The organism is Micromonospora sp. NPDC018662, assembly GCF_044391475.1.
In the GTDB taxonomy this organism is placed as follows: Bacteria; Actinomycetota; Actinomycetes; order Mycobacteriales; family Micromonosporaceae; genus Micromonospora.
This window is the reverse complement of record NZ_JBISAC010000004.1, coordinates 335016-353983: the sequence shown is the minus strand read 5'-3', so window position 1 is coordinate 353983 and position 18968 is coordinate 335016. Positions and strand designations below refer to the sequence as shown.

Below are 18968 nucleotides of genomic sequence, written 5' to 3'. Positions count from 1 at the left end.
CCGATGTCGAGTCCAGACCTGTCACGCCGGGCCCGTCCGTTGCGGGACGAGGAGTTCCCCCGGGTGCTGGTGGTCGGGCACACGCCGTTCAGCCGGAGCACCGGGACGGCGATGACCCTGTCGAACCTCTTCACCGGCTGGCCGAAGGACCGCCTCGCACAGATCTACACCGCCGACAGCATCCCGTCGACCGAGGTGTGCGAGAACTACTTCCCTCTTCCGCTGGCGCAGCAGCACTTCCCGCTGCAATACCGCTCGATGCGGATGGTGGGACGGGCCAGCCGGCGAGTGCTGGGATGGGACGGCCAGCCGGTCGCGCCGGCGGACGCCCCCACCGCCGTGGCGGCGCACGCGGCCCGACGACGAACCGCGCTGGCCATGCTGCACGCGCAGAAGCCGACGATCCTCGATCTCGTTCCCGTACGGATGACGGCGGGGTTGGCGCGGTGGATGCGCGCGTTCCAACCCGACCTCATCTACTCCATGCTCGGCAGCGTCCGACTCACCAGAATCGCCGCAGCCGCCGCCCGCACCCTCACCATCCCCATCGTCCCCCACTTCACCGACGACTGGCCCGCCACCCTCTACGCCAACGGCGAACTGTTCGGCCTCGCCAACCGCACCGCCCGCCACGCCATCCACCAACTCCTCCACCACGCCCCACTCGGCATGGTCATCAGCCAACCCATGGCCGACGAATACACCCACCGCTACCACATCCCCTTCACCCCCTTCGCCAACTGCGTCGACGACACCTACTTCGCCCCACCCCCACCACCCACACCCCAACCCCACCCCACCGAACTCGTCTACATCGGCGCCCTGCACCTCAACCGCTGGGAATCACTACGCGACATCGGCACCGCACTCGACACCATCACCGGCACCGGCCACCCCGCCCGCCTCACCATCCACGCCCCCGCCGACGACCTCCACCAATACGGCAAACACCTCACCCACCTCCCCCGCATCCGCCTCGGCAACCCCCTCCCCGCCCACCACGTCCCCACCGCACTCCACAACGCCGACATCCTCGTCCACGTCGAATCCTTCAACCCCGACATCCGCCGCTACACCCGCTACTCCATCTCCACCAAAATCCCCCAATACCTCGCCGCCAGCCGCCCCATCCTCGGCTACGGACCCACCGAAGTCGCCTCCATGAACCACATCCGCACCGCCAACGCCGGCATCACCATCGGCGACCCCACCACCCTCACCCACCACCTCACCACCCTCTGCCAAGACCCCCACCTCCGCCACCAACTCGCCCACAACGGCCACACCTACGCCCGCCACCACCACACCACCACCACCGTCACCCACCACTTCGCCACCACCCTCAACACCGCACGACACCACCACGCGCGTCGCTAGGCACGCCGGGTGCGCCCGGCGGGGGCAGCGGGCGGGTGACCCGGTGTCGGCCGCTGGATCAGGTAGAGCGCCAGGAGGGTGACGATCCCGACCACGGACTCGGGTGCCATGCCGAGCTGGTTGTTGGCCGGCACGTAGACGATGAGGATGCACACCTGACCGAAGATCACTGTCGGTACCACCCGGCGGGTGGTCAGCGCCGCGCACCAACTGCTGGCGAAGAGCCAGCCGACCAGGCCCATGAACAGCGCCGCCCCGACGAACGTCAGGTCCGAGGCGAGCCAGGGATAGATGGTGGCCCAGTAGAGACGGGCCGGCCAGCCCGTCGCCTCCTCCGTCCGGTCCGGATACGTCGGGTGGGCCGTGGGGTCCACGCCGACGGCGTCCTCGGCGAGCATCGTCGCCGCCGGCGCGCTGCCGAGGCCGCGCGACCATTCGAACGGCAGCCGCAGGTTGTAGGAGAGGCCGAGGTAGCCGTGGGTCGGGTAGCCGATGAGCGCGGCCACCCCCTCGGCCGTGTCCGGCCCCACCGCACGTTCCACCGCAGGACTGGCTCGTACCAGCGCGCCCGCGGAGCCGAACTCGGCGGCCCGCATCGCGTGACTGTGCACCATGTAGGTGGCGGTCAGCGCGCACACGCCCGCGACCAGCAGGAGCGCCAGTCGGCTGCGGGAGCCGGCTCGACCCCGGCGCCGTGCCGTGGCCACCGCCACCAGCAAGCCCGCCACCACCATGATGGCGACGTCACCGAGACCCTTCATGGTGCCGATGAACAGATAGAAGGCGAGGTGCAGTGCGGTCCCGACGAACCCCGCCAGGCGCAACCAGGCCGGAAGCTCCCGCCAGTGGACCACCAGCAGCGGCACCAGCACCGTGCTGAGCACGCCGAGCGGCATCAGCAACGCGAGCAGGGCGCTCCCGCTGGTCATGTTCTGCTGGTAGACGTCGAACTTGTTCGCGTACGCCGTGGCGGGGTCCTGGATGCTCGCCCAGACGCTCTGCGGGCCGGTCGCGCCGAAGTCCCGCAGTCGTGCGAGGTTCAGCACCCCGTAGTAGATCGCGCCGGCGAGGACGAGCTGACGCACCCCGCGGAGCTGGTCGGCGGTGCACCCGGTCACGGTGGACAGCGGCCGGCGCCGCCTGATCCGTGCCGCGTACCCCATCGCGAAGAGTGCTGTCGCGCTGAGCACGAACGTGCAGAGCTGGCCGGGGTTCTCGACACGGCGGGCCGGCTCGGTCAGCCAGAACACGGCGAACGTGCCGAGCAGCCAGGCGAGCGCCAGCCGCAGCGGAAGCCAGACCGGTATCGACGACCCGGGCCGCCGGAGATCTGCCGGGCGAATCGGGTACGCGCGGTCGGCGGACCACGGCACCCCCGGCATCGTCCCGGCGATCTCCGGAGCGGGCGCCCGCCGGACGTCGGTCACCGCGTAGGCGTCACTCGACGGATGCCACGGCCGGGTCGGACGGTCCCTCGCGGCCCACCGCGCCGGCACGGCGGCGCGGGCGGGACGGGGTGACACCATCGGCACCTCCGGGGGTCTGGCGTATGGCGGTCCTGCGCACCTCGGTATCGAGCGGGCTCCGGCCAGCATCAGCTCAACGAGCCAGCGTGCCTGACGTCACGGGACGAGGACGCCGGCGGGCGCGCCCGCCGACCCCCGCCGGCAGCGACGACCCGCCCGGTCGTCACCGAATGACCGGCTGTCGCGTTCACCTAGGTGGTGGCTCCCGGCCGCCACGTGCCGGCAGTTTCCGTTCGTTCTCTGGGTCTGAGGTCCTGTCATCGATGTTGAGACTCCTGGGGTCCCCCGGCCCGCATCAGCGCGCCCGCCGGAAGACCTGATGGCGGGGCCGAGGATTCCGACGATCGCCAGGGACGTGCGTGCCCTGGGGCTGTCCGCGCCGGTGCGCGCCGCCTACGAGGCGTCGAAGCGGACGCACTTCCACCGCGTCCTGTTCCGCGCCGCGACACCCGGCCACCACGCCGCCACGCCGGTGCCGCTGACCAATGTCCGGCCCGGCGGTCACGAGGCGGAAAGACGGTGCGTCGACGACGCCGGGCGCATCCTGGACCAGGGCCTCCGCGTCTTCGGGCGCCGGGTGGCGACGGGGGTACGGACGCCCTGGTGCACCGATCCGCTGACCGGCCGGCAGTGGCCGGCGCAGCAGCCCTGGTGGCGCATCGACATCCGCTCGGCGGCGCGGCTCTCCGACGTGAAGTACGCCTGGGAGGCGGCGCGACACCGCGACCTGGTCGTGCTGGCGCGGGCGGCGCGCCTCGACGAGTCCGGCCCGTGGCTGGACGGCCTTGCCGGTCTGCTCCGGTCCTGGTGCGACCAGTCACCGCCGGAGCGGGGCGTGAACTGGTATTCGAGCCTCGAACTCGCGTTGCGCGCCATCGCGTGGGACCAGGTCCTCGTGCTGGTCGGCGACCGGCTGCCCCGCGACGTGCGCGCCGACATGGAGCGGCTGCTGCTGGCCAGCGCCCGGCACCTCGTGCTGGAGTTGCCGTACACGTTGAGCAGCATGCGCAACAACCACATGCTCGGCGACGCGCTCGGCCTGCTCGTGTTGGCGCGGATGTTCCCCACCGCACGGCGGGCGGCGTGGTGGGCACGCGTGGGCGAGCGGATGTTCGCCGCCCAGTTGCGCCGGCACCTCGCACCGGACGGCCGGATGATCGAGGACTCGCTGTCCTACCACCGGTTCGTCCTCGAGATGCTCATCGTGCGGTCGATGCTGGGCGACGCGCCCGCGGACGTGCGACGTGGCCTGCACGCGGCGAGTCTGCACCTGACCCGCCTCGGCGTCTTCGACGGCGCTCTCCCCCAGTACGGCGACTGGGACGAGGGGCGGGTCCTCGCGTCGTCGGGTGCACCGCTCGACGTGGCCGGCTCCGTCGCGCTCGGTCTGGTGCTGTCCGGCGAACGGGTGCCGCCGGGCTGGTACGCCGACTTCGACGAGTTGGCGTGGTACGCACCGCGCCCCTCGGGCGAGGCCGCGTCCCACACCGTCGCACCGGCACCGTCCGGCCGGCCCACGGCGACGGTCTCCGGCGGAATCGCGCTGGTCAGCCGGGGGCCCTGGCGGGTCTGGTTCAAGGTGGACGCCGGTCCGTCGCACGGGCACGCCGACCTGACCTCGGTCTGGGTCAACCATGCCGGCCACTGGTTGATCGCCGACCCCGGGACCGGCACGTACAACGGGCCACTCGAGGTCCGGAACGGGTTCCGCACCTCCGCCGCCCACCCGGTGCGCCGGCCGGACGGTCGGGACCAGTTGGTGCCGCACCGCGCGTTCCGCTGGCTCAACGCCGGCCGCGGCCACCTCGGGCGTCCGCTCGTGCTGGCGGACCAGACGGTCGTCTTCGGCTGGCACGACGCCTACACGCACGGGCCACGACCGGTGCGGGTCGGACGTGCGGTGGTCGTGTCCACCGACTACGTGGCGGTTGTCGAGTTCGCCGATCCGCCGGGCGCCGCCGCCGTCTGGTCGCTGACCGTTCCCCTTCATCCGGACGTGGTGGTGGACGGTGACGTCCTGGTCGTCGGCGGACGAAAGGTCGGCCTCTTCGGGCTGGCCGACCCCACGCCGGTGCGGGGTCGGTCGGACCCGTTCGCCGGCTGGCACAGCCACACCTACGGGCAGTGGGAGCCGGCGACCTGGATCACCGCCGACAGTCGGGAGGACACCGCTGTCTGGGGGGTCGGGACGGCGCCCGGGTCGGGGGTCGGGCCGGCCGCGCTCGACGGTCTCCGGTTCCGGGTGACCTGGCATCGCACCGGCGCGACCCTTGCGGTGACCCACATCGCATCGGGGCAGACACACCGGGTGGAAGCAGCCGCATGACACGACGCAGAGTCCTCGTCCTCAACCATTTCGCCGTACCCCGGGGATATCCGGGCGGCACCCGGCACGTCGAGCTGTTCAGCCGACTGTCCGACTGGTCGTACGTGATCGTCGCGGGCCGCCGCAACCTGGCGACCGGGCAGTCGCAGCGGGCGGAGCCCGGCTTCCGCCCGGTCGCCGTGACGCCGTACCGGGGCAACGGCCCGGGCCGGGTGGTCAACTGGGCCAGCTACGCGGTGACCGCCACGCTGGCGGGCCTGCGACAGCCCCGCCCCGACGTGGTGTACGCGTCCTCGCCCCATCTGCTGGCCGGCCTGGCCGGCTGGGCCGTGGCCAGGGTTCGGCGCGTCCCACTCGTGCTGGAGGTGCGGGACCTGTGGCCGCGCGTGCTCGTCGACATGGGACGGCTGGCGGAGGACTCGTCGACCTACCGGCTCCTGACGCGCCTGGAGCACTTCCTGTACCGGCACGCCGCGCGGGTGGTGATCATGGCACCGGGCCTGCGCGCGGTCCTGGTCGGCCAGGGCGTCCCACCGGAGAAGATCGTCTTCATCCCCAACGCGGCCGACCCCGAGGATTTCGTACCCGGTGCCGATCGGGCCGAGCTGCGGCGGCGGTACGGGTTCACCCGGCGCACCGCCGTCTACGCGGGCGCCCACGGCCCGGCCAACGGCCTCGACCTGCTGCTGGCGGCCGCGCGGGCGGTGCCCGACCTCGATGTCGTGCTCGTCGGGTCGGGCGTGGAGAAGCCGCGCCTGCGGGCGGCGGCCACGGGCCTGGGGAACGTCCGCTTCCTCGACCCGGTGCCGAAGACCGAGATGGCCGACATCCTCCACGCCGCGGACGTCGGCGTGCACGTGCTCGCCGACGTCGAGCTGTTTCGCGCCGGGGTGAGTCCGAACAAGGTGTTCGACTGCATGGCCGCCGGTCTGCCGATCGTCACCAACAGCCCGGGCGTCGTCGGTGATCTCGTCACCGGGGTCGGCGCGGGCCACACGGTCGCCCCCGGGGACCTCGCGCATGGCCTCAGCCAGATGAGTCAGGCAAGTTCGGAGGAGTTGACGAAGATGGGCACCGCGGGCCAGCAGTGGATACGGGAGAATCAGTCGCGCACGGCGATGGCGCAGATCCTGGGCCGGCTGCTCGACTCGCTGGTCGAGGCGCCGTGCTGACCGTCGCCTGGCGGGCAGCCAGGCTGCTGGAGCCCAGGACGCGTCGTGGGCTCGCCTTGAGCGTTCCGTTGGCGCTCGGCATCACCCTGCTCGAGTTGACCGGATTCCTGGCGTTGGCAACTGTCGTCCAGGTGCTCGCCTCCCCCCAGACGTGGGCCGAGGCGGGCACGGACGGGCTGGTGGGCCTCGCCCGCCGGATCACGCACGCGCAGGACCTCGCCGACTTCGTGGCGATCGTGGGAGGCGGCGGCATCGCCCTGCTCATCGGGCGCGGAGTGGCCGCCTCGGCCCTGGCGTGGTGGCAGTCCGGGTTGCTGGCCCGCGCCGAGGCGATGCTGTCGGCCCAGTTGTTCCGCACGTTCATGGGCGCGAGCTACGAGTACCACCTGCAACACCACTCGGCCGACCTGATCCGTACCGTCATCCAGTCGGTTCGACTGCTCACCTTCCGGGTCCTGTTCGCCAGCACCACGATCGTCATCGACGCCTTCATGATCGTCGGCCTGGCCACGGCGCTGCTGGTCATCGCACCGGTGCCCGCGCTGGTAGCCATCGGCGCGCTGGCCGGCGCGATGGCGATGTACCTCGTCCTGGTCCGCCGGGCGGTACGCCGCATCGGCGTCGACGACGAGCGGCTGACGTCCCGCGACGGCCGACTCGTCCAGGAGGGCCTGCACGCGGTGAAGATCCTGACCACGCTGGGCCGGCGGGAGGCCGTCGTCAGGCGGTTCGAAGAGGCACGCAGCGAGCATGCGCACGCCACCCGCGGTCTGTTCTTCCTGTCCAGCATCTCCCGTTACTACCTGGAAGCCGTCGTGTTGCTCGTGGTGGCGGCGATCAGCGGCGTGGCCATCATGGGTGACGCGAGCCAGCTGCTGACCTCGGTCGGCGTCATCTTCGCCGGGTCGATGCGGCTGCTCCCCGCCGCGCAACGCTTCGGCACGATGATCAATGAGGTCCGCATCGGCAGGGGGAGCCTCGACCAGGTGCGGAACGACCTGACCGCGGCGAGGGCGGAGAGCGAGATCTCCGCGTCGGACGGCGAGCCCGCACCGCCGGTGGTGTTCGAGCGGCAGATCGAGATCCGCGAGCTGACCTACCACTACCCGACGGCGCCCGTACCCGCACTCGACGCGATCGACCTGACCGTCCGGGCCGGCGAGTCCGTCGGCATCGTCGGCGCCTCCGGGTCGGGCAAGACGACCCTGGTGGACGTCCTGTTGGGGCTGCTGCCACCCAGCGCGGGCGGCATCTACGTCGACGGGGTGCGCATCACCCCGGAGCTGGTGCCCGGCTGGCGGGCCCGGATCGGTTACGTCCCGCAGGACACGGTGATCGTCGATGACACGGTACGCCGTAACGTGGCGCTCGGCCTGGATGACGCCGACATCGACGACGCGGCGGTCGAGCGGGCGGTCGTGCAGGCCCAACTGCTGGACACCGTGCTGGCCATGCCGGACGGCTTCGACCACGTGCTCGGTGAGCACGGCGTCCGTCTCTCCGGCGGCCAGCGCCAGCGGATCGGGATCGCCCGGGCGCTCTACCGCCAGCCCGACGTGCTGGTCCTCGACGAGGCGACGGCGGCGCTCGACACCGAGACGGAGAAGCAGATCGTCGAGACCATCGAGAAGCTGTACGGGAAGACCACGGTCTTCGTGATCGCCCACCGGCTGAGCACCGTTCAGCGGTGTGACATCCGCGTCGCACTCGACCGGGGCCGGATCAGCAGCGTCGGCGTCCGGACCGCGGCCGGTCCGGACGCGACCGATCTCACCCCGGTGTCTCAGTAGGGCGAGAGCTGCGCGAGCCCGTGCTCGCCGGGCTCCGGTTGGGCGGGCAGCCGCGCGGATCCGGCGCCGGTCAGCGCGGCCACCACGGCCAGGGCGGCACTCGTCGCGCCGATCGACGCCTCCAGCGCCGCCTCGTCCCCGCTGTCCTGCGCCAGGGTCGCCCGTACGTGCGCGAGCATCTCGTGGTGCCCCTTGCCGGCCGCGACCCGTCTGGCCTCCCGGCCGTCGATGTCCAGACGCCGGAAGTCGTCGATCGAGACGGTGTGCCCCCGTCCGAGGATCTCCAGCCGCTCCTTCGGCGTACGTTCGTGGCCGCCCGTGCAGTAGGAGATCGTCGCGGTCGAGCCGTCCGGGTATCCGAGGAGGACGCTCACGTCCTCCTCCAGCCCTGCCTCGCCGCGCCCGACGCCGACGGCGTGCACCGCCTCGGGCTGCGCGCCGACGAGCCAGGACACGAGGTCGATGAAGTGGCACACCTCGCCCCGGATGCGGCCGCCCTGACGCCGATCGTGGTACCAGTGGGCGGCGGGCAGCCGGCCGGCGTTGATCCGGTAGGTGATGGTCAGCGGCCCGCTACCGGCGGCCAGCGCCAACCGGGCCTGAGCCACCATCGGCGCGTACCGGCGGTTGAAACCGACGAAGAGATGGCCGGTGTTGCGGTGGTAGGCGGACCGGACGTCGTCGAGTTCCTGCTGCGTCAGCGCCAGCGGCTTCTCCACGTAGACGTGCTTGCCGGCGTCGAGCGCCCGCACCACCAGGTCGGCGTGGGAGTCGTGCCGGCTGAGCACGAAGACCGTGTCGATCTCGTCGCGCCCCAGCAGGTCCTCAGCGGTCGGCAGGACCAGGCCGATGCCGTTGCGCTCCGCCAGGTGACGTGCCGACAGGCCCTTCGCGGAGGTGATGGCCGCGAGGTGGTCGGCCCACCCCGACGAGGTGAGCGCGGGGAGGAAGGTGGCGCGGGCATAGTTGCCGGCGCCGATGAGGCCGGCCCGCGGCGACGACGTGCCGCGGCGCGGGGCGACGGTGACCGGCTGCCGGGACGACTGCGCGGGGGCGTCGTAGCTGAGCTGCACCGCGAGGGCGCGCGAGTCGCTCGCCAGCACGTCGTAGGCGGCCGCCGCCGCATCGACCGGGAAGACGTGCGTGACGAGGTCGTCGACCGCGATCCGGCCACTCGCCACCAGGTCCAGGTATGCCTCGATGTTGCGTCGGGCGGTCCAGCGGACGTGTCCGACCGGATAGTCGACTCCCCATTCCTCGTAGCTGCGGTCGTACCGGCCGGGGCCGTAGCTGCGGGCGAAGCGGAGATCGAGCTCCCGCTCGTAGAACTGCCGGCGGTCGAGGTCGAGGCCGACGTCTCCGACCACGACGAGGCGGGCCCGGTCCCGGGAGATGAGCGCGCTGCGGGAGATCGGCTCCGACGAGGACGTGGCGGCCGTGATCAGGGTCGCGTCGACACCGTGTCCCCGGGTTATCTCCATGATCCGCTCCGTGGTGGCCGCGCCGGCCTCGACGAGGCCCACCGCACCGTTCTCCGCGGCCAGCTCGGCGGTCCAGTCGCGGAGGTCCACGCCGATCACGGTCAGGCCGGCGGCCTGCGCGAGGCGTACCGCCAACTGCCCGACCAGGCCGAGGCCGACGACGGCCACCGAGCCGCCGACTCCCACGTCGGCCTGCCGGAGACCCTGGAGGGCGATGGCGGCGACCGCGCCGAATGCGGCTGCCTGGTCGGACACCGCCTCCGGTACCGGCACCGCGAGCAGACCCGGCACCACCTGGTATTCGGCGTGCCCGGCCGACGCGGTGGCGACACGCATCCCGGGCCGGAGGCCGTCGCTGGCGACCCCGGCGGCGACGACGACGCCGGCCGCGCTGTATCCGAGCGGCATGTCCTCGTCGAGCCGGCTGCGCACCGCCGTGATCGTCGATCGCACCCCGCCGGTGCGGGCCTTGTGCAGGACCTGACGGACCAGATCCGGTCGCGCCCGAGCCTTGCGCAGCAGGCTCGCCGACGCCAGTTCGCGTACGGCCCGCTCGGTGCCGGCCGAGAGCAGGGAACGGCGTGTCGCGACGAGCACCTCGGTGGCCTCCGGCGCGGGCTGCGGCACGTCCACCACCCTCAGGTCCCCGTTGGACACGGACTGGACGATCTGCTTCACGGGTCCGCCAATCTGTCGACAAGCGCGCATCACATCGATTCGGTCAGTACGGATGTTATCGGCGTCGAGAGCAATTAATGGCATATCTAGTACTATTGGCGCGCCTCGCTCGTACCCGAATCTCCGAGGATCGCCATGTCCGCACCCACCGTCCTGCACGTCGCCGGCGCACGCCCCAACTTCCCCAAGGCAGCCCCGGTGATCCGGGCCCTCGACCAACGCGGCATCCGCCAGCGACTCGTCCACACCGGACAGCACTACGACGAGCGGATGTCGGAGGTCTTCTTCCGTCAACTGCACCTGCCCGAGCCCGACGTCAACCTCGGCGTCGGATCCGGCAGTCACGCGAGCCAGACAGCCGCGGTCATGGCCGGCCTCGACCGGTTGGTGAGCGTGGAACGCCCGGCCCTGACGGTCGTCTACGGTGACGTGAACTCCGCTCTGGCCGCCGCGCTCGTGGCGGCGAAACTGAGCATCCCCGTGGCACACGTGGAAGCCGGTCTGCGCAGCTTCGACCGTGCCATGCCGGAGGAGATCAACCGCATCGTCGTCGACCACGTCGCCGACCTGCTCTTCGCCACCAGCCCCGACGCCGCCGTGCACCTGGGGAACGAGGGGATCCCGGCGGACAAGGTCCACCTGGTCGGCAACCCGATGATCGACACGTTGCTCGCCAATCTCGACCGTTTCGACAACGCCGCCGTCCGGGCCGCGCTCGCCCTGCCGGAGCGTTACCTCGTGGCCACGCTGCACCGCCCCGGGAACGTGGACGACGCCGCCGACGCGGTGGACCTGGTGAAGGTGCTGCACACCGTGGCCGACCAGATCCCCGTCGTGATGCCGTTGCACCCCCGGGGCCGGCGCCACCTGGAGGACGCGGGACTGCTCACCCACCGCGCGCTCCGCGTCGTCGAGCCGCTGGGCTACCTCGAATTCGTCAGCCTGGTGCGCGGCGCCGCGGCCGTCGTCACCGACTCCGGAGGCGTCCAGGAGGAGACGACGATGCTCGGGGTGCCCTGCCTGACCCTCCGGCCGAACACCGAACGCCCGATCACCGTCACGCACGGCACCAATCGCCTCGTCACCCGGAGCAACCTGACCGAGGTGGTGGCGGAGACGATCGCCCGGGACCGGCCACCCACGTGGCGTACTCCCCCGCTCTGGGATGGTCACGCCGGCCAGCGGATCGCCGACGTCCTGGCCAGCCACCTCGGGTAGCCCACCCGATCTCCGCCCCGTGCCGCCACGGCCCGCCGGCGGATGTGATGAGCTGTACCGGTGGCGGGCTACGTGTTCGGCTTGGTGCTGCACCCCACCCGGGACGTCTCCGAGGTGGTGGAGATGATCGCGGGCTGGGCCGCCCGGCACGGCAAGACGCTGGCCGTCCGCGCCGAGGACCGGCACCGCGTGCCACCGTCGGTGGAGGCGGTGGCCGCCGACGAGCTGGCCGCGCACTGCGACGCGCTGATCAGCATCGGCGGGGACGGCACCATGCTCGGCGCGCTGCGGCTGGCGGTCCGGGCTCCGAAGCCGGTGCTCGGGGTCAACCTGGGCCGGGTCGGCTTCCTGGTCGAGGTGCAGCCACCGGAGCTGCCCCGGGCGCTGGAACGGCTGGTGGCGCACGACTTCACCATCGAGTCGCACGCCTGCCTGGCCTGTGACGTGTGCGGTGACGACGTGGTGGCGTTCAACGACATCGCGCTGGTCCGGCAGCCGGGTGCCGGCTTCGTCACCGCCACGCTCGCGGTGGACGGCCAGCGCTACGGCTACTACCGGTGCGACGCGCTGGTGGTGAGCACGCCGACCGGCTCGACCGCGTACAGCTACGCCGCCGGCGGGCCGTTGGTCTCCCCGGCGACGGAGGCGCTGGTGGTGACGCCCTCGGCGCCGATGGCCGGGATCTCCCGCTCGGTGCTGCTCTCCCCGCACGAGAGCGTCCACCTGGAGCTGCGCCCGGACTCGGCGCCGGTGGCGGTGGAGATGGACGGGCTGCTGATCCGGCAGGCGGCGACCGAGGGGTCGGTGCACGTGCGGTACGTCCGCGACGCCGGCCGGGTGGTCCGCCTCGACCCGCGCCGCCACCAGGAGCGCAACCAGCTCAAGCTGAGCCTGCTGGACCTGCCGCTGCTGCCCGACCAGCTCCGCGAGCTGCTGCCGGACGGGCTGCGGGAGCAGCTCAACCGCCGTGAGCTGCCCCCGTACCGCTGACCGTCAGGCCGTGGCGAGCACGCCGTCGACCAGCGACTTCGCCTCGTCCTGGATGCGGGCCAGGTGCTCCGGCCCCTGGAACGACTCGGCATAGATCTTGTAGACGTCCTCGGTGCCCGACGGCCGGGCCGCGAACCAGCCCGACTCGGTGGTCACCTTCAGGCCGCCGATCGGCGCGCCGTTGCCCGGGGCGCTGGTGAGCGTCGCGGTGATCGGCTCGCCGGCCAGCTCGGTAGCGGTCACCTGCTCCGGCGAGAGCTTGCCGAGGACCGCCTTCTGCTCGCGGCTGGCGGGGGCGTCGATCCGGGCGTACGCGGGCGCGCCGAAGCGCTCGGCCAGCTCGGCCCAGTGCTCGCTGGGCGTCCGCCCGGTCACCGCGATGATCTCGGCGGCCAGCAGGCAGAGCAGGATGCCGTCCTTGTCGGTGGTCCAGGTGCTGCCGTCGCGGCGCAGGAAGGACGCGCCGGCGCTCTCCTCGCCGCCGAAGCCGACCGCGCCGTCGAGCAGGCCGGGCACGAACCACTTGAAGCCGACCGGCACCTCCAGCAGCGGCCGGCCCAGGTCGGCCGCGACCCGGTCGATCATCGAGGAGGAGACCAGCGTCTTGCCCACCGCCGCGGCCGGGCCCCACTGCTCGCGGGTACGGAACAGGTGGCCGATCGCCACCGCCAGGTAGTGGTTGGGGTTCATCAGCCCGCCGTCCGGCGTGACGATGCCGTGGCGGTCGGCGTCGGCGTCGTTGCCGGTGGAGACCGCGAACCGGTCGCGGGCGGCGATCAGCGAGGCCATCGCGTTCGGCGAGGAGCAATCCATCCGGATCTTGCCGTCGCCGTCGAGCGTCATGAACCGCCAGGTCGGGTCCACCTCCGGGTTGATCACGGTGAGGTCGAGGCGGTGCCGCTCGGCGATCTCCCCCCAGTACGCGACGCTCGCCCCGCCCATCGGGTCGGCCCCGATGCGCACCCCGGCGTCCCGGATCGCGTCGATGTCCAGCACGGCGGGCAGGTCGTCGACGTACCGGGCGAGGAAGTCGTACTCCCCGGTGGTGTCGGCGGCGCGGGCCCGCGCGTACGGGACGCGCTTCACCTCCTTGAGCCCGGCGGCGAGGATGGCGTTCGCGCGGTCCTGGATCCACCTCGTGACGTCGGTGTCGGCGGGCCCGCCGTTGGTGGGGTTGTACTTGAACCCGCCGTCGGACGGCGGGTTGTGCGACGGGGTGATCACGATGCCGTCGGCGAGCCCGCTGGTGCGGCCCCGGTTGTGGGTGAGGATGGCGTGCGACGCCGCCGGGGTCGGGGTGTAGCCGTCCCGGCTGTCGCGCAGCACGGTGACGTCGTTGGCGGCCAGCACCTCCAGCGCGTCGGCCTCGGCCGGCGCGGAGAGCGCGTGGGTGTCCCGGGCCAGGAACAGCGGCCCGTCCACGCCGTGCTCCCGCCGGTAGTCGCAGAGCGCCTGGGTCACGGCGAGGATGTGGTCGGAGTTGAACGCGTTGCGCAGGCTCGACCCGCGGTGCCCGGAGGTGCCGAAGGAGACCTGCTGCGCCGGGTCGCTCGGGTCCGGGTGCTCGGCGTAGTAGGCGGTGACCAGCCGCGGCACGTCGACCAGGTCGGCGGGCTCGGCGGGCTGCCCGGCACGGGGGTGGGCCACTGCGGGATCCTCCTCGAAGATGGGTGGGGCCGGTCAGGGCTCGACGCGCTGACCCTTGCCGATGACGACGACGCCGTTGTCGGAGACGGTGTAACGCTGGCGGTCCTTCTCGAGGTCGACGCCGATCTCGGCGCCCTCCGGAACGTAGACGTTCTTGTCCAGGATCGCGCGGCGGACGACCGCGTGCCGGCCGATCTCGACGCCCTCCATCAGCACGGCGCCGTCGACGTGCGCCCAGGAGTGCACCTTCACCTTTGGCGAGACGACCGAGTTCTCCACCAGCGATCCGGAGATCACCGCCCCGGGCGAGACCATCGAGCCGACCGCCCGGCCGACCCGCTCGCCCCACTGGTGGACGAACTTGGCCGGCGGGTACGGCGGCTGGTCCGTGTAGATCGGCCAGTCGAAGTTGTAGAGGTTGAACACCGGGTGCACGTTGATCAGATCCATGTGCGCGTCGTAGAACGAGTCGAGCGTCCCCACGTCGCGCCAGTAGCCGCGGTCCCGGTCGGTGCTGCCGGGCACCTCGTTGTCCTTGAAGTCGTAGACGTTGGCCTCGCCGCGCTCGACCAGCATCGGGATGATGCTGCCGCCCATGTCGTGCTTGCTGGTCTTGTCCTCCGCGTCGCGCTCGACCGCCTCGCAGAGCGCCCGGGTGGAGAAGACGTAGTTGCCCATCGAGGCGTAGATCTGGTCGGGGGCGTCGGGCAGGCCCACCGCGTCGGTGGGCTTCTCCCGGAACGCCCGGATCCGCTTGCCGTCCTCGCCGACCTCGATCACGCCGAACTGGTCGGCCATGCTCAGCGGCTGGCGGATGCCGGCCACTGTCACCCCGGCGCCGGAGGCGATGTGGTCCTCCACCATCTGCCGGGGGTCCATCCGGTAGATGTGGTCGGCGCCGAAGACGATCACGTGGTCGGGTTGCTCGTCGTTGATCAGGTTGAAGCTCTGGTAGATCGCGTCGGCCGAGCCGGCGAACCACCACGGGCCGCGACGCTGCTGCGCCGGCACCGGCGTGACGTAGTTGCCGAGCAGCGTCGACATCCGCCACGTCTTGGTGATGTGGCGGTCCAGGGAGTGGGACTTGTACTGGGTCAGCACGACGATCTTGAGAAAGCCGGCGTTCGCCAGGTTGGAGAGGACGAAGTCGACCATGCGGTACATCCCGCCGAAGGGGACGGCCGGCTTCGCCCGGTCGGTGGTCAGGGGCATCAGGCGCTTGCCCTCCCCGCCGGCCAGGACGATCGCGAGCACCTTGGCAGCCATGGTCAGACGCTATCCACCCGGACGCGACTTCACCACTCGGACGGCCACACTTGCGTACCCGGTGCGATCCGGCGCACTGCACTAGGGTGCGGGCATGGCACCGATGCGCGTCGACCTGCTCACCCGTGAATACCCGCCGGAGGTCTACGGCGGGGCCGGGGTGCACGTGGAATACCTGGCCCGCGAGCTGCGCCGCCTCGCCGACGTGCGGGTGCACTGTTTCGGCGCGCCGCGCGACGAGCCGGGCGTCACCGCGTACGCCGAGCCGGCCGGGCTGGCCGGCGCGAACGCCGCGCTGCGCGTCATGGGCGTCGACCTGGAGATGGCCGCCGGCACCGCCGGCACCGACCTGGTGCACAGCCACACCTGGTACGCCAACCTCGCCGGGCACACCGCGAAGCTGCTGCACGGGGTGCCGCACGTGGTGAGCGCGCACAGCCTGGAGCCGCTGCGCCCGTGGAAGGCCGAGCAGCTCGGCGGCGGGTACGCGCTCTCCTCCTGGATCGAGCGCACCGCGATGGAGGCCGCCGACGCGGTGATCGCGGTCAGCGGGGGCATGCGCGCCGACGTGCTCACCGCGTACCCGCAGGTCGACCCGTCGAAGGTCCAGGTGGTCTACAACGGCATCGACACCGTCCAGTACGCCCCGGACTCCGGCACCGACGTGCTCGACCGGCTCGGCATCGACCCGGCGCTGCCCAGCGTGGTGTACGTGGGCAGGATCACCCGGCAGAAGGGCCTGCCGTACCTGCTGCGCGCCGCCCGGGAGCTGCCGGCGGACACGCAGCTCGTGTTGCTCGCCGGCGCGCCGGACACGGCGGAGATCGCCGCCGAGGTCGAGGATCTGGTCGCCGAGCTGCGGGCCAAGCGCTCGGGCGTGGTCTGGGTGGCCGAGATGCTGCCCAAGCCCGAGGTGATCCAGGTGCTCACGCACGCGACGGTCTTCGTCTGCCCGTCCGTCTACGAGCCGATGGGCATCGTCAACCTGGAGGCGATGGCCTGCGAGACGGCAGTGGTGGCGACCGCGACCGGCGGCATCCCCGAGGTCGTCGCCGACGGCGAGACGGGGCTGCTGGTGCCGATCGAGCAGGCCACCGACGGCTCCGGCACGCCGCTGGCCCCGGAGACGTTCGTGGCCGACCTGGCGGCGGCGATCAACGCGTTGCTCGCCGACCCGGCGCGCACCGAGCGGTTCGGCCTGGCCGGCCGGCGGCGCGCGGTGGAGCACTTCTCCTGGGACAGCATCGCCCGGCAGACCCTCGACGTGTACCGCTCGGTCCGCGCGCGCTGAGGCGCGGGCTCCGCGCAGCCGGTCGAGGATCAGCGCGGCGGGACCCGCGTGATGATCCGGTCGACCAGTTCAGGCACCCATTCGACGTACTCGATCTCGGCGCCGCCCGCGTGCCGGGCGTAGAGGTAACGACCGGTCGGGCTGGTCGCCTCCGGCGTGGTGACCTCGCCGCCGGTGGCGTCCAGTTCCTCAACGATCGTGTCCAGGCTGTCGACGATCACGGTGGCCGAGGCATGCGCGTAGGTGGCCCGCTGCGTGGCGGGGCCGGCGATGACCAGGAAGTCACCGATCGCGGCCAGCTCGATCGCGCCGAACCCGAACCGCAGATCCGGTTCCGCGCCGACCAGCGTCCGCAGCAACGGCAGCGAGGTGTCCAGGTCGTCCACCCACAGCCGGGCGTACGTCTTGAGTACGGTCACGCTTCTCCCTCTCGTCAAGGTTCCCGACCAGACCGTAGGACAATGGTTCCGACCAGGGAAAGTACGCACTTTTTGGTAAGAGGCGGCACACGTGAGCGGGTTACACCGAGTGGATGAGGTCGTGGGTACGCCGACGGCGACCGATGTGGCGCGGGTGCAGGCGGTCGCCCGGGAGGTGTTCGACGTCGTGGGCACCAAGTGGGCGCTGCCGGTGATCGAGGCCATCGGCGTGGACTCGCCCCGCTTCGGCGAGTTGCACCGACAGGTAGCAGGCATCAGCCACCGGTTGCTCACCGTGACGCTGCGCCAGTTGGAACGGCAGGGTCTGGTCCACCGGACGGCTCACCCGACCCTGCCGCCCCGGACCGAGTACCGGCTGACCACCGCCGGGCGGGACATGCACGACACGATCAACGGCTTCTGTCAGTGGAGCCGCCGCCACCTGGACGAGGTGTTGGCCGCGCGCCGACGGTTCGATCGAGCCTGAGCGCCCGCCAGGCGCTCGAAAGGAGGGGCCCCCGGTTAACGCATTCGGTAGAGGCGGGGCCCTTCCTAACCGGTGTCGACCGGCCGGCGAGCGCGTCGGGGCCGGTACGATGTCGGCGGACCACATCGCCCAGGCGGTCGGGCTGCGTATCCCGGGCCGGCGCGGCGGGGTCGGCGGACGCATCCCCGATCTGGTGGTCTGGAGCAAGGCTCAGGCCGACGGTGTGTGGCTGCCGACGGCCGACGTCCTTCTCGTCGTCGAGATCGTCTCGCCCGGTTCCGAGGGCACCGACACGGTGACCAAGCGGAGCGAGTTCGCCGCCGCCGGCATCCCGCAGTACTGGATCGTGGAGCAGGATCCGGCACAGACGGTCGCGATGCATCGCCTGGCGGGCGAGCGCTACGAGGTGCGAGCGACCATGCCGCTCGCCTGGGTGCTCAACACCGGCCCGGCCGAGTACGACCTCGGCTGAGAACTCCGTCGCCGAGGCGCGGCACCGGGGTACGGTCGCCGGATGCCCGACGCGATCTTCGCCCACCCGCGTCTCGCGGCGGTCTACGACGCCTTCGACGACGACCGCGGCGACCTGGCCGCCTACCTGGCGATCGCCGGTGAACTGGGCGCGCGCACAGTGCTCGACGTGGGCTGCGGGACCGGGTCCCTGGCGGTGCTGCTCGCCCGGCACGGGCATGCGGTGGTCGGCGTCGACCCGGCCGAGGCGTCCCTCGACGTCGCCCGCGCCAAGGACGGGGCGGACCGGGTCCGCTGGCTGCACGGCGACGCCACGACACTGCCGGTGCTCGACGTCGACCTGGCCACGATGACCGGGAACGTGGCGCAGGTCTTCCTGACCGACACCGACTGGGCCCGCACGCTCCAGGGCATCCATGCCGCGCTCCGCCCGCACGGGCACCTCGTCCTCGAGACCCGGCGGCCCGAGCGGCGCGCCTGGGAGGAGTGGGCCACCACGGCTCCGGTCACCCGGGACGTGCCGGGCGTCGGGCCGGTGGAGCAGCACCTCCACGTCACCGGCGTCGACCTGCCGCTGGTCTCGTTCCGGCACACGTACCGGTTCCTCGCCGACGGCGCGGTCCTCACCTCGGACTCGACGCTGCGGTTCCGCGACCGCGACGAGGTCGAGTCGAGCCTGGCCACCAACGGCTACCGGATCCTCGACGTGCGGCAGGCGCCCGACCGCCCCGGCCGGGAGTTCGTGTTCGTCGCCCAACGGTCGATGTAGGCCCCGGACGCCGAAGCCGGCGCTGGTCCAGCATGACGAGGCGAGCAGGTGGCCGCGGTG

At 71.9% G+C, this 18968-nt stretch carries 15 protein-coding genes; 10 read left to right on the top strand and 5 right to left on the bottom strand.

The window, feature by feature from the left end; translation table 11 throughout:
* The first annotated feature begins 3 nt into the window (after positions 1-3).
* The gene (locus tag ACH495_RS15130) at positions 4-1377 is read left to right on the top strand and encodes a glycosyl transferase family 1 (RefSeq protein ID WP_396858316.1); all 1374 of its coding nucleotides are present in this window, start codon (positions 4-6) and stop codon (positions 1375-1377) included.
* On the opposite strand, the gene ACH495_RS15125 is transcribed toward ACH495_RS15130, so the two are convergent.
* A complete protein-coding gene (locus ACH495_RS15125) occupies positions 1374-2900 on the bottom strand; it encodes a hypothetical protein (protein ID WP_396858315.1) in 1527 nt (508 codons plus the stop codon). The genes ACH495_RS15130 and ACH495_RS15125 overlap by 4 nt on opposite strands.
* Before the next feature lie 358 nt (positions 2901-3258).
* Between ACH495_RS15125 and ACH495_RS15120 the strand changes: the two genes are divergently transcribed.
* The 3 genes from ACH495_RS15120 to ACH495_RS15110 are packed head-to-tail and all read left to right on the top strand — an operon-like array spanning position 3259 to position 8191.
* Positions 3259-5229, top strand: coding sequence for a heparinase II/III family protein (locus ACH495_RS15120; RefSeq protein WP_396858314.1), 1971 nt, complete (start codon positions 3259-3261; stop codon positions 5227-5229).
* Positions 5226-6401, top strand: coding sequence for a glycosyltransferase family 4 protein (locus tag ACH495_RS15115; RefSeq protein ID WP_396858313.1), 1176 nt, complete (start codon positions 5226-5228; stop codon positions 6399-6401). The genes ACH495_RS15120 and ACH495_RS15115 overlap by 4 nt, the downstream gene beginning before the upstream one ends.
* A 56-nt stretch (positions 6402-6457) precedes the next feature.
* Complete coding sequence (locus ACH495_RS15110) at positions 6458-8191, top strand: ABC transporter ATP-binding protein (RefSeq protein ID WP_396858312.1); 1734 nt, start codon at positions 6458-6460, stop codon at positions 8189-8191.
* On the opposite strand, the gene ACH495_RS15105 is transcribed toward ACH495_RS15110, so the two are convergent.
* Complete coding sequence (locus ACH495_RS15105) at positions 8185-10329, bottom strand: bi-domain-containing oxidoreductase (RefSeq protein ID WP_396858311.1); 2145 nt, start codon at positions 10327-10329, stop codon at positions 8185-8187. The two genes, ACH495_RS15110 and ACH495_RS15105, sit on opposite strands and share 7 nt — an antisense overlap.
* 156 nt (positions 10330-10485) lie before the next feature.
* On the opposite strand from ACH495_RS15105, the gene wecB reads away from it, so the two are divergent.
* The gene (wecB, locus tag ACH495_RS15100; protein ID WP_396858310.1) at positions 10486-11568 is read left to right on the top strand and encodes a non-hydrolyzing UDP-N-acetylglucosamine 2-epimerase; all 1083 of its coding nucleotides are present in this window, start codon (positions 10486-10488) and stop codon (positions 11566-11568) included.
* A 123-nt stretch (positions 11569-11691) separates the two neighbouring features.
* Entirely contained in the window at positions 11692-12558 is an 867-nt protein-coding gene (locus ACH495_RS15095) for an NAD(+)/NADH kinase (protein ID WP_396858573.1), read from the top strand.
* A gap of 3 nt (positions 12559-12561) precedes the next feature.
* Here ACH495_RS15095 and pgm read toward each other — a convergent pair whose 3' ends face one another.
* Both pgm and glgC read right to left on the bottom strand, forming a co-directional pair.
* Positions 12562-14205, bottom strand: a complete 1644-nt coding sequence (pgm, locus tag ACH495_RS15090; protein WP_396858309.1) for a phosphoglucomutase (alpha-D-glucose-1,6-bisphosphate-dependent) — start codon at positions 14203-14205, stop codon at positions 12562-12564.
* A gap of 33 nt (positions 14206-14238) precedes the next feature.
* Positions 14239-15471: a glucose-1-phosphate adenylyltransferase gene (gene glgC / locus ACH495_RS15085; RefSeq protein ID WP_396858308.1), complete on the bottom strand. Its 1233-nt coding sequence runs from the start codon at positions 15469-15471 to the stop codon at positions 14239-14241.
* Between the two features lie 103 nt (positions 15472-15574).
* Here glgC and glgA point away from each other — a divergent pair, with 103 nt between their 5' ends.
* On the top strand, positions 15575-16762 hold the full coding sequence (gene glgA / locus ACH495_RS15080; RefSeq protein WP_396858572.1) for a glycogen synthase: 1188 nt from the start codon (positions 15575-15577) through the stop codon (positions 16760-16762).
* Between the two features lie 29 nt (positions 16763-16791).
* Here the strand turns inward: glgA and ACH495_RS15075 are convergent, their stop codons facing one another.
* Positions 16792-17181 carry a VOC family protein gene (locus tag ACH495_RS15075; protein ID WP_396858307.1) on the bottom strand — a complete coding sequence of 130 codons (390 nt, stop codon included), beginning with the start codon at positions 17179-17181 and terminating at the stop codon, positions 16792-16794.
* Between the two features lie 121 nt (positions 17182-17302).
* Between ACH495_RS15075 and ACH495_RS15070 the strand changes: the two genes are divergently transcribed.
* The 3 genes from ACH495_RS15070 (at position 17303) to ACH495_RS15060 (ending at position 18908) form a co-directional block, all read left to right on the top strand.
* A complete protein-coding gene (locus tag ACH495_RS15070) occupies positions 17303-17668 on the top strand; it encodes a winged helix-turn-helix transcriptional regulator (RefSeq protein WP_396858306.1) in 366 nt (121 codons plus the stop codon).
* Positions 17669-17777: 109 nt separating this feature from the next.
* Complete coding sequence (locus ACH495_RS15065) at positions 17778-18140, top strand: Uma2 family endonuclease (RefSeq protein WP_396858305.1); 363 nt, start codon at positions 17778-17780, stop codon at positions 18138-18140.
* Between the two features lie 42 nt (positions 18141-18182).
* Complete coding sequence (locus tag ACH495_RS15060; RefSeq protein WP_396858304.1) at positions 18183-18908, top strand: class I SAM-dependent methyltransferase; 726 nt, start codon at positions 18183-18185, stop codon at positions 18906-18908.
* Positions 18909-18968 lie beyond the last annotated feature (60 nt).

Coding starts and splice junctions, on each gene's coding strand:
- glgA (WP_396858572.1), top strand. CDS start 15,575: ATGCGCGTCGACCTGCTCACCCGTGAATACCCGCCGGAGGTCTACGGC.
- ACH495_RS15060 (WP_396858304.1), top strand. CDS start 18,183: ATGCCCGACGCGATCTTCGCCCACCCGCGTCTCGCGGCGGTCTACGAC.
- wecB (WP_396858310.1), top strand. CDS start 10,486: ATGTCCGCACCCACCGTCCTGCACGTCGCCGGCGCACGCCCCAACTTC.
- ACH495_RS15115 (WP_396858313.1), top strand. CDS start 5,226: ATGACACGACGCAGAGTCCTCGTCCTCAACCATTTCGCCGTACCCCGG.
- ACH495_RS15130 (WP_396858316.1), top strand. CDS start 4: ATGTCGAGTCCAGACCTGTCACGCCGGGCCCGTCCGTTGCGGGACGAG.
- glgC (WP_396858308.1), bottom strand. CDS start 15,471: ATGGCTGCCAAGGTGCTCGCGATCGTCCTGGCCGGCGGGGAGGGCAAG.
- ACH495_RS15095 (WP_396858573.1), top strand. CDS start 11,692: ATGATCGCGGGCTGGGCCGCCCGGCACGGCAAGACGCTGGCCGTCCGC.
- ACH495_RS15065 (WP_396858305.1), top strand. CDS start 17,778: ATGTCGGCGGACCACATCGCCCAGGCGGTCGGGCTGCGTATCCCGGGC.